This is a genomic window from Chitinophagales bacterium, from assembly GCA_020636535.1.
Classification (GTDB): domain Bacteria; phylum Bacteroidota; class Bacteroidia; order Chitinophagales; family JADIYW01; genus JADJSS01.
The window spans coordinates 169,564-185,738 of sequence record JACJXT010000013.1 but is presented as its reverse complement, the minus strand read 5'-3'; the positions used below and the strand labels follow the sequence as shown (position 1 = coordinate 185,738).

At 28.9% G+C, this 16,175-nt stretch carries 14 protein-coding genes and 1 tRNA gene; 7 read left to right on the top strand and 8 right to left on the bottom strand.

The genetic code is table 11. The annotated features are described in order from the left end of the window. Positions 1–21: 21 nt before the first annotated feature. Positions 22–1,044: an endolytic transglycosylase MltG gene (gene mltG / locus H6553_13030; GenBank protein ID MCB9034757.1), complete on the top strand. Its 1,023-nt coding sequence runs from the start codon at positions 22–24 to the stop codon at positions 1,042–1,044. 1 nt (position 1,045) lies between these two features. Next, positions 1,046–1,984: a YihY/virulence factor BrkB family protein gene (locus H6553_13025; GenBank protein MCB9034756.1), complete on the top strand. Its 939-nt coding sequence runs from the start codon at positions 1,046–1,048 to the stop codon at positions 1,982–1,984. Here the strand turns inward: H6553_13025 and H6553_13020 are convergent. From H6553_13020 to H6553_13005, 4 genes are all read right to left on the bottom strand, one after another. Further along, the gene (locus H6553_13020) at positions 1,981–2,517 is read right to left on the bottom strand and encodes a hypothetical protein (protein MCB9034755.1); all 537 of its coding nucleotides are present in this window, start codon (positions 2,515–2,517) and stop codon (positions 1,981–1,983) included. The two genes, H6553_13025 and H6553_13020, sit on opposite strands and share 4 nt — an antisense overlap. 84 nt (positions 2,518–2,601) lie before the next feature. Then, positions 2,602–3,168: a hypothetical protein gene (locus H6553_13015; protein ID MCB9034754.1), complete on the bottom strand. Its 567-nt coding sequence runs from the start codon at positions 3,166–3,168 to the stop codon at positions 2,602–2,604. A gap of 40 nt (positions 3,169–3,208) precedes the next feature. Further along, entirely contained in the window at positions 3,209–4,363 is a 1,155-nt protein-coding gene (locus H6553_13010) for a hypothetical protein (GenBank protein ID MCB9034753.1), read from the bottom strand. 202 nt (positions 4,364–4,565) lie between these two features. Then, positions 4,566–5,684: a hypothetical protein gene (locus H6553_13005; protein ID MCB9034752.1), complete on the bottom strand. Its 1,119-nt coding sequence runs from the start codon at positions 5,682–5,684 to the stop codon at positions 4,566–4,568. Positions 5,685–5,878: 194 nt separating this feature from the next. On the opposite strand from H6553_13005, the gene H6553_13000 reads away from it, so the two are divergent. Then, positions 5,879–6,289, top strand: a complete 411-nt coding sequence (locus H6553_13000) for a 6-carboxytetrahydropterin synthase (protein MCB9034751.1) — start codon at positions 5,879–5,881, stop codon at positions 6,287–6,289. A 178-nt stretch (positions 6,290–6,467) separates the two neighbouring features. On the opposite strand, the gene H6553_12995 is transcribed toward H6553_13000, so the two are convergent. Beyond that, positions 6,468–7,679, bottom strand: coding sequence for a phosphoglycerate kinase (locus H6553_12995; protein ID MCB9034750.1), 1,212 nt, complete (start codon positions 7,677–7,679; stop codon positions 6,468–6,470). Positions 7,680–7,749: 70 nt separating this feature from the next. Here H6553_12995 and H6553_12990 point away from each other — a divergent pair, with 70 nt between their 5' ends. Beyond that, positions 7,750–8,508, top strand: coding sequence for a DUF1295 domain-containing protein (locus H6553_12990; GenBank protein MCB9034749.1), 759 nt, complete (start codon positions 7,750–7,752; stop codon positions 8,506–8,508). Positions 8,509–8,557: 49 nt separating this feature from the next. On the opposite strand, the gene gap is transcribed toward H6553_12990, so the two are convergent. Continuing rightward, positions 8,558–9,553, bottom strand: a complete 996-nt coding sequence (gap, locus tag H6553_12985) for a type I glyceraldehyde-3-phosphate dehydrogenase (GenBank protein MCB9034748.1) — start codon at positions 9,551–9,553, stop codon at positions 8,558–8,560. A 123-nt stretch (positions 9,554–9,676) separates the two neighbouring features. On the opposite strand from gap, the gene H6553_12980 reads away from it, so the two are divergent. Continuing rightward, positions 9,677–9,748, top strand: a tRNA-Glu gene (locus H6553_12980). A 364-nt stretch (positions 9,749–10,112) separates the two neighbouring features. On the opposite strand, the gene H6553_12975 is transcribed toward H6553_12980, so the two are convergent. Beyond that, a complete protein-coding gene (locus tag H6553_12975) occupies positions 10,113–10,565 on the bottom strand; it encodes a hypothetical protein (protein MCB9034747.1) in 453 nt (150 codons plus the stop codon). Positions 10,566–10,630: 65 nt separating this feature from the next. Beyond that, the gene (locus tag H6553_12970) at positions 10,631–11,236 is read right to left on the bottom strand and encodes an RNA methyltransferase (GenBank protein MCB9034746.1); all 606 of its coding nucleotides are present in this window, start codon (positions 11,234–11,236) and stop codon (positions 10,631–10,633) included. A gap of 96 nt (positions 11,237–11,332) precedes the next feature. Here H6553_12970 and H6553_12965 point away from each other — a divergent pair, with 96 nt between their 5' ends. Then, a complete protein-coding gene (locus tag H6553_12965) occupies positions 11,333–13,897 on the top strand; it encodes a BamA/TamA family outer membrane protein (GenBank protein MCB9034745.1) in 2,565 nt (854 codons plus the stop codon). 9 nt (positions 13,898–13,906) lie between these two features. Continuing rightward, positions 13,907–16,111, top strand: a complete 2,205-nt coding sequence (locus H6553_12960; GenBank protein ID MCB9034744.1) for a T9SS type A sorting domain-containing protein — start codon at positions 13,907–13,909, stop codon at positions 16,109–16,111. The last annotated feature ends 64 nt before the right edge of the window (positions 16,112–16,175 follow it).

Below are 16,175 nucleotides of genomic sequence, written 5' to 3'. Positions count from 1 at the left end.
AACTTTAACTTAACCCAGACTATGTATAAGAAATTTTTGATAATATTAATAATACCAATAGTGGTAGCACTTTTAGCTTTAAAATTTTTATTTGGAGATAATATTAAAAATAATAACAATATGAGTTTCTATGAGTTGTATGTGCCAAATGGTGCAACATTTGATATGGTATTAGACTCATTAAATAAAAATAACATATTAAAAAACAAATCATCTTTTGTGTTTTTAGCTAAAAGAATGAATTATCCAAATGTGATAAAAGCTGGTAGATATATTATTAATAATAATGCGTCTAACTTTTCGTTAGTTAGAAAATTAAGAGGTGGTTTGCAAACGCCTGTTAAAATTACATTCAATAATATAAAAGATAAAAATGATTTTATTACTAAGATGAGTAATAAACTAGAATTTTCTTATGATGAACTAGCTGCGGTTATAGATGATACTGCTTTTCAAAAATCGCTTGGATTAAATGCAGACAACATTACGACTATTTTTATTGCTAACACTTATGAATTTTATTGGACTGTAAGTGCTGAAAAATTTGTTCAAAAATTATATCAAGAGTATGAACGATTTTGGACTGATGCTAGAAAACAACAGGCAAAAAAAATCAACTTAAATCCAACTACAGTAACTATATTGGCATCTATCGTACAAAAAGAATCTGCAAAACACGATGAGCAAAGTCGCATAGCTGGCGTTTATATCAATCGCTTAAATAAAAATATGAAACTACAAGCCGACCCAACTGTTTTATTTGCACTACAAAAATTAGGATTTAGCAGAAGAGTAACTTATAACGACCTAAAAGTAGATAGTCCGTACAACACTTATAAATATGCAGGATTGCCACCAGGACCAATTTGTTTTCCTGAAGCAAGTACTATAAAAGCAGTTTTAAATGCAGAAAATCATAGTTATTTGTTTTTTTGTGCCAAAGAAGACTTTTCTGGATATCATAATTTTGCTGTAACTTGGCAAGAGCATCAAGTAAATGCAAAGAAATACCAGCAAGCTTTAAACGAAAGAGCCATTAAATAAGTTGAAACAACAAATTAAACATACAATAAAAGATAAAGTTTCTCCAAGGTTGATTGAAAAGCTAAAGTCGTTTTCGCCAATTGGATTTGAAGGAATACCACTGTACCATGTATTACAACAGTTTATAGAAGAAATAAAAAAAGACAATCTATCTGTAAGAGCATCTAGTATTTCGTTTTATTTTATCTTAGCGATGTTTCCTAGTATTATCTTTCTTTTTTCGTTGATACCATACATTCCAATCAATAATTTTGATACTTCTTTATTTAATTTTTTAGCAGCTATAATTCCACAAAATGTATTTGTAGTACTACAATCTACCATTTTAGATATAGTAAGTGTGCAAAGAACAGGTTTGGTGTCGATTAATTTTTTTATGGCAATTTTTATAGCAACGAATGCAGTCAACTCAATTATGCAAGCGTTTGATAAAATTAATCCGACATTTAAAAAAAGAAATTTTATTCAAAAATGGCTAACTTCTATAAAACTATTGTTCTTAGTTAATCTACAACTAATTATTGCTATTGTTTTAATTATTGAAGGAAAAACACTAGTTACTATGTTGTTGAAGTTATTGCATACCGATGCTTATATTGTATCGATAAGTTTGAGTATAGTAAAGTTTTTAATTATAGCATTCTGTTTTTTAAATATATTTTCTTTGATATATTATTATGGTCCAGCACTAAAACGCAAGTATAAATATTTTTCTATAGGTGCAACATTTGCTACAATAATATCTATGATTACTTCTTATGTGTTTAGAATATATACTGCTTATTTAAATGATTTTAACAGATTGTATGGTTCACTAGGAATTATTATAGTGATTATGATATGGATTTATTTAAATGCATTAGTACTTTTATTTGGCTTTGAACTCAACAACAGCATAGCACTTAAAAAACTAGAAATGAGTAGTGATAAGGAAAATTAGTTGTAGAAGAATGATTTTATAATAGTAAAAAGACTTTGTAATCCTAACAATAAAATGATAATAAAAAATATTACAATAAAAGCTCCTAAATATTTTCCGAAACAACCACTTGTATCTTTTGTTTGATGTTGAACTCGTTTTTTATTAGATTTTCGTTTGAATTTTGGAAGCGTAATTTTTTTCTTCTCGCAATCTTTTTCTAATTTAATTATTGTGTTTCTAGCATAATCAGTCAATAGTCTTCTATCGCCACAAAAACGAATGTCATTTAAAATTTTATAACTGGAATAGTTTACAGATTGAAGATAAGTATCTTGAGCTAATTTAATATTTTCTGTTTTTGGTTCAGTTAGCATCCAATATAAACCTGCATAATCTAAAAAGTTACTTTCAAAATATATTTCAGCTAATCTTTCTCTTAGAAAAAAATCATCAGGATAATCATTAATTAAATTTCTTAATTTATTACATGCTAGAAATTTTTTTCCTTCGATTAAATCTTTCTCAATTATATTTAATGTATTTTCTAGCATTTGCAATTTGAGATTGTTTCAATTTTGTTCGTTCCTCTCAAAATTTCATAATGACGAGTTGATAATTTAGAAGTCATTATAAACTTACTTAATCAATAGCGTATTGAGCCATTTTATCCATTGCTTTTGAATATTGACCAATTCTTTGTGTTCCATATTTGGTTTTACTATACCAAACTCATTTTTCGTAAGTCGTTTTAATATCCAACTTGCTCTTCCTGCAATAGTAAAAATATCGTCATCTATTTGGTAGTTCAACGGATTCTGTTTCAGTACTTCTTTATTGTCTTTCATTCTACTCCAAATGGTAATGCCACCTGCATTTTCTAATCCAATATAAGTAGTGTCAGTAAGCATTAAAATAAGCTCTGGAATAAATTTAGTGTAATGTGTACTATCTAGTGCAATCCAAAATGGTGTTCTAAAAATTAAATCAAAGTCTTTGGTTTTAGTAATTGCATCATGAATATAGTCTGCGTTGTAATTTCTAATATCACGCATTGCAGAATCTAATCGCATACCAAAAGCAACTACAAATTCTTTATTGACTACTTTAATTTGTTTGGTAAAAGCGTAAGGTAATTCTTTAATAGGTTTAAAAGGTTTGGTCGTTAAATTTTGGTCGTTGGCTTTTACAGTCGTCGCTATCATCAACAATAAAAAAAGTAAAAGTATAGTACTTTTAAAAATACTATTTCTTGTCTTTTCTATTATTTGGATTAGACCTTTTGTTTCTGTAATTCTTTCTTTTTTTCTTCTTCTTATCATTTTTATCTAAGCTATTTATAGATATTTGTCCAACTAAATCAACAAAATTTTCTTCTTCAATTTTAGCTTCGGCAACTATAGCCAAATCTTTTAAATTATGTGGTTGTTGCTTGTTGCTGTTCATAGTAACAATAGTAGTGACACTTTCTAAGCTTAAGTTATAATACTGATTATCGTAGTAGTACAACATTTCGCCTTTTAGTACATCTGTTTTAACCAAATTAGCAATACCATCTTTTAAATACAATTTATCTGCCTTTTTGGGAACAGCTTTTAGTGCATCTAAATAAGTGTCTAATTCATAGTTTAAACAACATTTCAATCTACCACATTGTCCAGACAATTTAGTTTGATTGATAGATAAGTTCTGGTATCTTGCTGCTGTTGTATTTACCGATTTAAAACTAGTTAACCAAGTAGAACAACACAACTCTCTACCACAAGAACCTATACCACCAACTATTCCAGCTTCTTGTCTAGCACCAATTTGTCGCATTTCAATTTTAATACTGAACTCTTTTGCTAGTACTTTAATCAATTCTCTAAAATCTACTCTACCATCAGCAAAATAATAAAAAGTTGCTTTTTTACCATCTGCTTGATATTCAACAGCACCTAGCTTCATATCTAGTCCCAAATTGCGTGCCAAAATTCTAGCTTTTAGCATGGTTTCTTTTTCTTTTTTTCTTACATCATCGAGTAAGTCTAACTCGTGTTGCTTCGCAATTCTAAGTATTTTTCTAAACTCGTAAGTTTTGGTGTTGATTCTTTTTTTTCTCATTTGAAGATTGACCAACTCGCCACTTAAAGATACTTTACCTAAATCGTAACCAACTGATGATTCTACAATCACAAAATCGCCAGTTACAATATCTAAAGGTTTGTCGAGTTTATAGAAACCTTTTCTCGAACCATTTTTAAAGCTTATTTCAAAAGTATCATATTTGGTAAAGCTGTCATATGTAATATCAGACAGCCAATCGTAAACTTCTAACTTAGAACAACCACCACTAGCACAGTAACCATTATTACCACAACCACTTGGCGTACTTCCAGAACCACATCCACTACAACTCATATTTATTATTTAATACTTATAAAAACTATTGTGCATTTGGATACAAAATAAACTAAAAATCGTCATTCTCAACTTGATTGGGAATCTTTTTTACGATTTTTAAGGTAGATTCCTAATAAATTTCTTCGTATACTACGAAATTTTCAGGAATGACGACCAAATGTACAATGATACAAAAATAGCAGAATATTCTATTTAAGCATTATTTCTGCGAAATAATTCTTTTTACATTAATTGATAAGTCCATTAAAGCTACTTTGGCATTTACATTTCGTTCAATTTCGTAGTGCTTGTTGTCTATTAGTTTTTCAATCTCCGCAAACTTATCTAAATCTAGATATTTTAATAGTGCTTTGGCAATTTTAAACTCTTCTTCGTTTAATCTTACTTTATAAGATTGATTGAAATTGAGTTGTAGTGTTTCTCTTAGTACATGCAAAATATATTTGAAAAATGTTTTTATATTTTCTCTACTCATTTTTGAATAGTTGTCTATCCATTTATTTAAAGCATAAGTATTGAACTGTATAGTATGTTTAAACCATTCTTGCAACAACAAAGTATCTTGGTCAATTTCTTTTTCGGTTAGTTGTAGTGCTTCGCTATAATTTCCGTTTGATAAAAAGGCAATGCGTTCTGCTTTTTGTTCGTCAACACCTTTTTGTTTAAGTGCTTCAAAAACAATGGCATCATCAATAGCGTTGATTTTTACAATCTGACACCTAGAATAAATTGTAGATAGAATGGCTTCTTGATTTTCAGCAATTAATATCAATACTGTATTTGGTGTAGGTTCTTCTAGTAATTTTAGTAAGATGTTTCCTTCTTTTTTAAGTGCTTCAGCCATCCAAATAATTTGAATTTTATAAGGAGATTCAAAAGACTTTAAATTTAAGTTTTTGATGATTTGTCTACATTCATCAGCAGTAATATTGCCTTGTTTAGCTTCATCGTTAATGGTACTTAACCACGAAATTTCATCGATATATGGATTGCTAATAACTGCATTTCTAAAAGCTGGCAGATAATCGTTGCTCAACGAAGGTTTATTGCTACCACTTTTTTTAATTACAGGAAAAGTAAAATGTATGTCTGGATGAATTAATTTGCTGGCTTTAACACAAGCAGCACAAACACCACAACTATCATTCTCTGATTTATTGGTACATACAATATACTGAGCAAATGCCAAAGCAATAGGCAAAGCACCAGCACCTAAACTGCTTAAAAATAACTGTGCATGTGGTATTGCATCTTTGTTTACTTGTTGTAAAAGATGTGATTTTACTTTTTCTTGTCCTATTACTTCACTAAATTGCATGGCAAACAAATATAAACCCAAACTTACACATTAGAAATTTATTCCGAAAAAATTCTACTTTATATTTACTTCAGTACTCATTTTTTTATTCTCAATGTAGTTAAAACTACATCTGTGAGAAAAAAACTCCGTGCTTCGTAAATATTTTGCATAATTTCTTCTCATTACAAAGTCTAATATGTAATTTGGGTTTAATGAAAAAAGTAGGACTTATAAGAATAGCTAAATTTAATGCTGCACATAAATTATGGAATGCTGCTTGGACTGTTGAAAAAAACAAGGAAATATTTGGTTTGTGTGCTAATGAAAATTATCATGGACACAATTATGTGCTAGAAGTAAAAGTGATAGGTACTATTGATGCAACTACTGGTTATGTGATAGATTTGAAAACCATCAAACAAATTATTAATGAAACAGTGATGGAAAAATTTGACCATAGAAACCTAAATTTAGATACTGAGGAATTTAAAAACTTAAATCCAACAGTGGAAAATATTATTGTTGTCATCTACGATATGATAAAAGCAAAGCTACCAAAAGACTTAGAACTTCACTTAAAACTTTGGGAAACAGAAAATAATATTGCAGAGTATCCTGTGTAAATTCTTAACAAACATTAATTTTTTATAATCTATAAACTAAAACTTCAGTTTAAGCGTATTATATATAAAACAAAAAGGTAATCCCTTTTGTTTCATAAATATTCATTCTTCTTTATTTTAGGCTTGTTGGGTAGTGCAACGCTACCCAATTGAGCCACTATCTTTTCAGAGAAAATATTTAATCTAAAGCAGCAACACCTGGAAGTGTTTTGCCTTCAAAAAATTCTAGCATAGCACCACCACCTGTAGAAACATAACTTACTTTATCGTTGAGTTGTAATAAATTGATTGCTGCAACAGAATCACCACCACCAACTAAAGAAAATGCACCATTAGCAGTTGCATTTGCTACAGCTTTGGCAATAGCTTCTGTTCCTTTTCTAAAATTTTCCATTTCAAAAACGCCCATTGGTCCATTCCATAAAATAGTTTTAGAATTAGCAATAACTTCATCAAAAGTAGCAATGGCTTTTGTAGCTATATCTAATCCCATCCAATTTTCTGGTATTTCATTGCTCTCTACTGTTTTATAATTGGCATCATTACTAAAAGCATCTGCAATAACACTATCTTCTGGTAAGTAAATATTGACCTTATTTTGCTTGGCTTTTTCTAAAACAGAAAGCGCTAAATCTAATCTATCATCTTCTACTAAAGAATTGCCAATTTTTCCTCCTTGTGCTTTGATGAAAGTATAAGCCATTCCTCCACCAATAATAATATTTTGAGCAATGTTTAAAAGATTCTCAATAATCAATATTTTGTCAGATACTTTTGCTCCACCAATAATTGCTGTTAGTGGTTTTTCTGCTTGATGCAATACTTTGTTCGCATTATCAACTTCTGCTTTCATTAAAAATCCAGCGGTTTTATGATTTTTATCAAAATACTGTGCCATGATAGTTGTACTAGCGTGAGCTCTATGTGCAGTACCAAAAGCATCATTTATATATACATCACCTAAATCGGCAAGTTGTTTAGCGAAGTTAGCATCACCTTTTTCTTCTTCTTTGTAAAAACGCGTATTTTCTAACAATAAAATTTCACCTTGTTTTAAATTTCTACTAGCATCAATTGCTTTTTCGCCAATACAATCATCAATAAATTGTACCGATTGATGCAATAAATCAGCTAAGTGTTTGGCAATTGGAGCTAAGCTTAATGCATCTTTATCAATAGTACCATCAGTATTTAATTTTTTTTGAGGTCTTCCTAAATGCGACATCAAAATTACGCTTCCACCATGATTTAATATATATTCTATCGTAGGAATGGCTGCTTTTATTCTGGTATCATCTGTAATTTGTTTGTCTTGATTTAAAGGAACATTAAAGTCTACTCTTACTAGTACTTTTTTTCCTTCTAAGTTAATTTGATTGATAGAATTCATTTTTTAACGCTTCAGTTCAAGCAAAAATAACACAATATTGGTATTATATTTGTTAATTGAAAATGAAATTATGACTGTTAGCTTATATTATTATCTATTGTATATTTGGATTGGAATTGCCATTATTGCCTTTCCTTTTTTATTGAAAATTACGCAACCTTATGGCAGACATAGCTCTACGAGTTTTGGACCAATGATTGATAATCGTTTGGGTTGGATGATACAAGAAGGTGTTGCTCCTTTTTTTATGTTGTTTTGGTATTTGCAAGGCAGTTTAGAAAAAACATTGCTTAGTCAGATTTTTGTAAGTATTTATGTAGCTCATTATATTTATAGAGGATTTATTTTTCCGATGCGATTAAAAACTAAAGGTAAAAAAATGCCATTAGCCATTTGTTTAAGTGCGGTGTTTTTTAATTTCTGCAATACTTTTTTTCTGGGTTATTATTTAGGAAATATTGGTGGAAATTATTCTAATGATTATTTGTTTTCTTTTCCATTTTTATTTGGTGGATTGATATTTTTAGTAGGATTAATCATCAATCATACTTCAGATAATATTTTAATTAATTTAAGAACAAGTAGCGAAACTGGTTATAAAATTCCGACAGGATTTTTGTTTAAATATGTTTCGTGTCCTAATCACTTTGGAGAAATTGTACAATGGCTTGGTTTTGCAATTATGCTTAATCATTTAGTAGGTTGGAGTTTCTTTATTTGGACAGCAGTCAATTTAATTCCACGAACCTTAGATCATCATAAATGGTATAAGGGGAAATTTGAAAACTATCCGAAAGAAAGAAAAGCAGTAATTCCGTTTGTACTATAGATAACTTCGTCATACTTCCTCGTTAAGACGAGCTTTTATGAAAATTTTATTATAACTGAGCTACCTTTTCAACTAGCTCTGCTAAGCGATTGGTATAGCCAAATTCATTATCGTACCAACCTACAATTTTAATGAGTTGTCCAACTTTCAAGGTCAATCCAGCATCAAAAATACAAGAATGTGGATCGTGTATAATATCACTAGAAACAATAGGATCTTCTGTGTATGCTAAGATATTTTTTAATTCATTTTGAGCTGCTAATTTAAATGCATTATTGATTGCTTCTACACTTACCTCTTCTGTAAACTTGCAATACAGTTCGGTTAGAGAACCAACAATTACTGGAACTCTAACTGCACCACCAGAAATTTTATCTTTAGTTTCAGGCATTACTCTAGATAATGCTTGTGCCGCATTTGATGTTGTAGGAACAATATTTTCGGCAGCTGCTCTAGCTCTACGCCAGTCTTTGTGAATACTATCTTGGAGTTTTTGGTCGCCAGTATAAGCATGAATGGTATTCATTATTGCATTTTCTAGCGTAAAATTATCCATAATAACTTTTACCATAGGCGCCATACAATTGGTAGTACATGATGCATTAGATAAAATAATATCATTAGAAGTAATATCATTATCATTAATGCCCATTACAATGGTTTTGGTTTTATCATCTGCAGGAGCGGAAATGATTACTTTTTTTGCACCAGCTTGAATGTGTAACTGTGCTTTATCATAAGTTCTATAAAATCCAGAACAATCAATTACAATATCAATTTGATCTTCTTTCCAAGGTAATTCGGTAGCATCTTTAATAGCAGTGCACTTAATTTTTTTATTGTCAACAATAATATGTTCCTCATCGGCACTAATAGGAAGATGCCAAGTTCCTTGAGCTGTATCATATTTTAATAGATGAGCTAAGGCATCATTAGGTGCTAAATCGTTACAGGCAACAATTTCTATTTGTGGATGATTCCAAAGTGTTCTAAATAATAATCGACCTATTCTACCAAGACCATTAATTGCAATTTTTGTTTTCATGCGTAAACTTTGTATAAATGTATGATGAGATTTCAATTTTTCAAAAAAAAATGAATTAAGTATTTGTTAGAATAAAAATTACTACTATCTTTGCAACGCTTTTTAAGCAAGACACCTAAAGATGGCCCGTTCGTCTAGGGGTCAGGACGCCAGGTTTTCATCCTGGAAACAGGGGTTCGATTCCCCTACGGGCTACAGTTTTATTTTCAATCCGTTATAATTGATTTTTTTATAGCGGATTTTTATTTTAGCATAATGAGAAGGGGAAATGCTAAAATTCTTTTGCCAAATTTAAATTTCACTAAAGCGATATATCTTAAAAAGTAGCAATGTCTCAAATAGATTGGTTAAATCAATCATAAACATTTAATTTAAAAGATAAATATTTTATTATTTAAATAATAATATTATAATTGATTTTGTTTTCAATAATTTGCTTAACACCTTTAATTCCTCTATCGGTACAAGAAGTAATTAGCATCAATAAAATAATTGCTATGGTTAAACTAATGCTTTCATAGTTGTCTTTATATATTTGGAAATAGGCATTGATATTATTTTACTCTACAAAGATTTTATATAGTCCACTATTAGTATTTAATTCATATTCTGTAGAATCTATGTTTATTTCGTGATATTCTGTAAATGAACAACAGTTTTCTTCTTTTCTTTCTGCATCAACATAAAAATTAAAAATATGATTTCCATCAATAGAAACACTTAAACTTACTATTTCACTTTGCCAACCAATGCCATTAAAGATTAACCAATTAGTAGCGTACTCATTAAAATTATAGTATTCATATATTGTACTATCTAATAAGTTAGTGATTTCAACATCACTTTCATTATATGTGCCATTAGTAAATAAGTTTTCTCCAGTTGTTTTATCTACTATATCAAAATTAAAAAAATTTGGTGGTGTAAAACAAGAGTAATCATCACACTTATGCTTTTTACAACTTATCGTAAAAATTGTAAATAATATAAACAATAAATTTATTCTTTTCATCTAACAAAAATAATATTTCAAATATAAGTGTATTAATTAAATATTATAGCATACACAAACATTTCCTACAACCTAATCTTGGCACAAATTAAACTCGTAGCAATGGCTGCATTCAACGATTCTGCTTGTCCAATTTTTGGAATTGTAATAATGTGTTGTGCTAAATCAACTAAATTAACTTTTACACCATTGCCTTCATTGCCAATCAATAAAATACCTTTTTTAGGAAAATCAATCGTAGTATAGTTAACGCCTTGCATATCTGCTACAAATATTGGTAAAGTAGTAGTACTTAAGAAATCAATCAAATCTATATAACAAATTTTTACTCGAGCAATAGACGCCATAGTTGCTTGTACTACTTTCTGATTGTAAACATCAGCACAGTTTTCAGAACATACAATTTGCGAAATACCAAACCAATCTGCAATTCTAATAATCGTGCCTAAATTTCCAGGATCTTGAATTTCATCTAATACAATAATCCAATCAGTAGTTACAATTTCGGTAGCTTCTTGTGGCGTAAAACTAAATTCTGCCAAGCAATTATTAGGTGTTTTTAATCCACTCATTTTTTTCAATTCGCTACTATTCACCAAAGTATGTGGTACATCTGCAAATATTTCCAACAAGTGTTTGTCATTTTCTAGCAAAAACAAATTTTTTAGCACTATTTTTGAATGTATTAATTCTTTTATAATTTTCTCACCTTCAGCAATAAAGGATAGAAATTTATAACGGTATTTTTTACTTTTGAGTGCGTTTATATGTTTAATTACAGCTTTAGATACCATTTCTTGTTAAAGTACTTTGCAAAAGTAGCAATTCTACTATTAATCTTAACACTAAATGCATGTAGTGCTACCAAACATGTACTTAAAGATGATGAAAGTTTACTAGTAAGTAATTCAATAGATTTACAATACAAAGGCGAAAACATTGATGATAAAGCGTCTATTAAAGAAAATCTAGCCAAACAAGTAGTCTATAATCAGCAACCCAACAAAAAGTTTTTAAATTTCTTTCGATTAAAACTAGGTATTTACGCTTTATCTTATAAAAGAAAACAAAAAGACAATTACGAAGAAAAATTAGCACGAAAAAAAGAAAAAAAACAAAATAAACTAGATAAGAAAAGTGAAAAATATAAGGCAAAAGGCAAAACTTATAAAATTGTAGACAAACAGCTAAGTGTAGATAACATTAGTGATTTTAGTGGAGAACCACCAGTACTTTTTGATTCTACGACTATTTCAACTTCGGTAAACAGAATGAAAAATTACTTATTCTATCATGGCTTTTTTCACAATGATGTTTCATACAACTATCAAACAAAAAAGAAAAAAACGACAGTTACCTATCATGTAAAACCTAATGATGCTTTTAAAATTAGAAATGTATATAGACAAACTGAAGATTCTACATTGAAAGACTTAATACTAATTGGCGAAAAAGATGCTTTTATTAAACCAGGCGATGTTTTTGATATTGAAAATGTAAACTTAGAAAGAGAACGAATTACCAATATAATTTTGAATGAAGGATACTATACTTTTAGAGAAGATTTTATCATTCTAAAACTAGACAGTACCATTGGCAATAATATGATTGATTGCTACATTGTAGTTAAAAATGAAGTAGATGCATCGATACATACGAAATATAATTATTTAGAAGTAAATTATAATATTAATTATAATAATAAAATATTTTCTTATCAGGTAAAAAACACAGACTTTTTAAAAGATACTATTTGCGATGTTTACTACAAAGTTTTAAAAAACACAGTGCTTCCTAGAATTTTAGCTCAAAAATTAAGAATAAAACCTGGCGATTTGTATAGCGAAAAAAGTGAAGTTGCTACTAGAAACAATTTATATGGACTAGGTGTATTTAAATTTATCAATATAAAGCATGACCCATTTTCTTTCTCGCCAGAAGAAATGGGATTAATTACCACTATTGATTGCGAACCTGCAAAACGAAATACTTTTGGTTCTCAATTAGAAGTTAATACCAATGCTACAAGCACACTTGGATTTAATTTAGTAGGCACTTATACCAACAGAAATGTATTTAATACAGCAGCTAAATTATATGTAAATGCTAGTACAGGTATCGATTTTCAACTAAAACAAAGAACAGATAATGGCATAAAACTAAGTCCAATAAACGCAATTAATTTAAATTTAGAAACCAAAATATCATTAGCAAGAATTTTTCCTAAAATAAAAAAAGTACAGTGTGCTGCAGATAAAAAATACAACGAAAAGACAAATATAGGTTTTAATTATAATTATCAAAAAAGAATTCAATTATATTCTATACATACTTTTAATTTAAATTACGGATATGAGTGGTATAATGATAAATATAGACATCTATTTACACCTTTAGGTTTAACTTATGTCAGACCTACAAGTATATCTGATTCATTTCAAAATAGATTAGATTCAAATATTATATTACAAAGAAGTTTCGACCAACAATTTATTTTAGGACAAGATTATACTTTTCTATATACTAACCAACAAATAAATGTGGGTAAATATAAAAATCACTTTTTCTTTAGAGGAAATATAAATTTGGCAGGAAATATATTAATGGCATTCTCATCATTAACCAATAAAGATAAAAACAAACCATATAAACTCTCTAAAATACCTTTTGCTCAATACATTCGCTTAGAAGCAGAGCCAAAATACTTCTTCAATTTTAAAAGAGGTCAAGCTTTGGGTTTAAGATTTTTTGGTGGTATAGGTATTCCTTATGGTAACTCTTACTACGATAATAGTAGAATATTACCTTATGTAAAACAGTTCTATGCTGGTGGCCCAAACTCACTCAGAGCATGGCAATTTAGACAAATTGGTCCTGGTGGATATAATTTTCACAACACCAATGTTAGTCAATTAGACCAAACTGGTGATATTCGTTTAGAATTAAATGCAGAATATAGATTTAATATTTATAAATATTTTAAAGCTGCACTTTTTTCAGATGCGGGAAATATTTGGCTGATTAAAAAAGATGAAAACAGACCAAATGCAGAGTTTAATGTTAAACGATTTGGTAAAGAATTAGCTTGGGATGCTGGTATTGGCATGCGTTTAGACTTAAGTTTTTTTATTATTCGTTTTGATGTTGGTGTTCCACTACACGATCCAAGTTTTGATAAAGGTCATCGTTGGATTGGACAAATTATTAAAGACAGAAAAGACTATATCGAAACACAAAGAGAATTAGAACCATCTTTAAGTAAAAAGTATATTCGTAAAAACGATTTAGGTAATCTTCTAGGATTTAATATTGCTATCGGTTATCCATTTTAATTATTTTATATGATTAAAAATACACTTCTTATATTATTGATTGCTTTACTACAAGCTGGATTTAGCCAAACCTATCAACCAACTTACAATATCGATTTTATTGATAACGGCGTTCAAAAAAAGTTTCCATTGGTTGGTGGACTTTCCTACATTCAAATTGCAAATGTAGATGTAAACAATAATGGCATTGAAGATTTAGTAGTCTACGATGTATATTCAAACAGAATAGAAGTGTTTAGAAACAGTGGTATAAACAACAGCATTCACTACACTTACGACACTATAGACTATGGTTTTCCAAATAATTTAGGTGGTTGGGTTTTATTTGAAGACTACAATTGCGATGGCATCAAAGATTTATTTACAGCTAATCAAGAAGAAGGTTCTATTAGTGTTTACAAAGGATATTATTCAAACAATAAAATGAATTATACTTTATCTTATTATAAATTAAATACACTTTCTATTTCTGGAAATATCAATCTATACAATATATCTATCGACAAACCAGCTATTTATGATGTAGACCAAGATGGCGATTTAGACATTCTTTCGTTCAATACAAGTGGCACGAGAATAGTATATTATAAAAACCAAAGCGTAGAACTAAATTTACCTTGCGATTCTTTACAATATAAAACCAACGATTTTTGCTGGGGAAATATCTCAGAAGGAACTTCTTCTTCTGTTATAACATTTAGAGATACATGCGATGGTAAATTTCTTAGAATTGCTAATCCAAATAACATCAAACACGCTGGTTCATCTATTACATTAAAAGATTTAAACAATGATGGTTTGGCCGACTTATTATTATCTGATGCATCTTATAACAATATAAATTTAACATATAATGTAGAAAGTCATGATTATGCGAGTTTTTTATCACTTACTAACGATTTTCCTACTGCTAATCAAAAAGTAGATATTGCTTCGTTACCCAATGTAAATTTTGTTGATATTAACAACGACACAGAAGAAGACATGGTAGTTGCCAACTTTTCAGATTATCTTATCAATAAAGACAATATATGGTATTACCAAAAAAATAATACAAGCAATACTCTTGATTTTACACTCCAAAATAAAAACTTTTTACTAGAAGATATCGTAGATGTTGGTAATAATTCTTATCCATTATTTTTAGATTATAATAATGATGGATTGCAAGATATTTTAATTGCATCTGGTGGAATTAAAAGCACTAACGAAGTTAACAGTACTTACAAAATTAAATTATATAAAAATATAGGAAGTATAATTCAACCAATCTATAATTTAGTTAACGACGATTATTTAAATATTAGTACTCTACAACTTACAGAAATTTCACCATGTCTTGGAGATATAGACAATGATGGAGATGATGACCTAATTATAGGTACAACCAATATAATTGATGGACTAATATTTTGGTGGGAAAATACAGCAAATGCCAATGAAGCACCAATATTTACTTATAGAAATATACTATTAAAAAACAGCAATAACCAAATAGAAAAAGTAGGTTCTTCGCCAAAACCAAGTGTATACGATTTAAATAATGATAATCTAAACGACTTAATTATAGGAATAAGTGCTGGAAGATTGCTATATTATCAAGCCAATAACAACAATTTATCTTTTACTAAGATAAGTGATACCTTATCTGGAATTGATGTTAGAAATACTTCAATTAGTCAATACGCTGGCTTTGCTTATCCAACTTTTGCAGATATAGATAATAATGGTATTACTGATTTAGTATTAGGTTCTTATTACAATGGTGTACAAATTTACTACGATTATCTATTACATTACACCAACAACAACTTGCAAGCAGATGCAGTAATTAATAATAAAAATATAGAACGCTCAACACCTACTTGTATCGACTTAAACAACGACCAACAAATGGAAATTTTAATTGGCAATAAAGTTGGTGGTTTATTATGTTATTCTACTACGCCAAATCTATTTATTAATACTTTTGAAGATAAAAGAATTCCAACAATATTTGTTTATCCAAATCCAGCAACTGATTATATATCAATACATAATAATATCAATATTAATTCCTATGAAATATTTGATATTTTAGGTAAAAACTGGAAATCTGCTACTAGTATCTTTCAGAATAAAATAAATATTAACTTATTACCAAAAGCTTGTTATATTATTCAAATTACAGACATCAATCAAAATAAATACCTAGCAAAATTTATCAAGCAATAATAAAAGCTTGTTTTGTTTTTTAAACAAATAAGTATATTAGAAAGAAAATAAGTATCTATTTTTT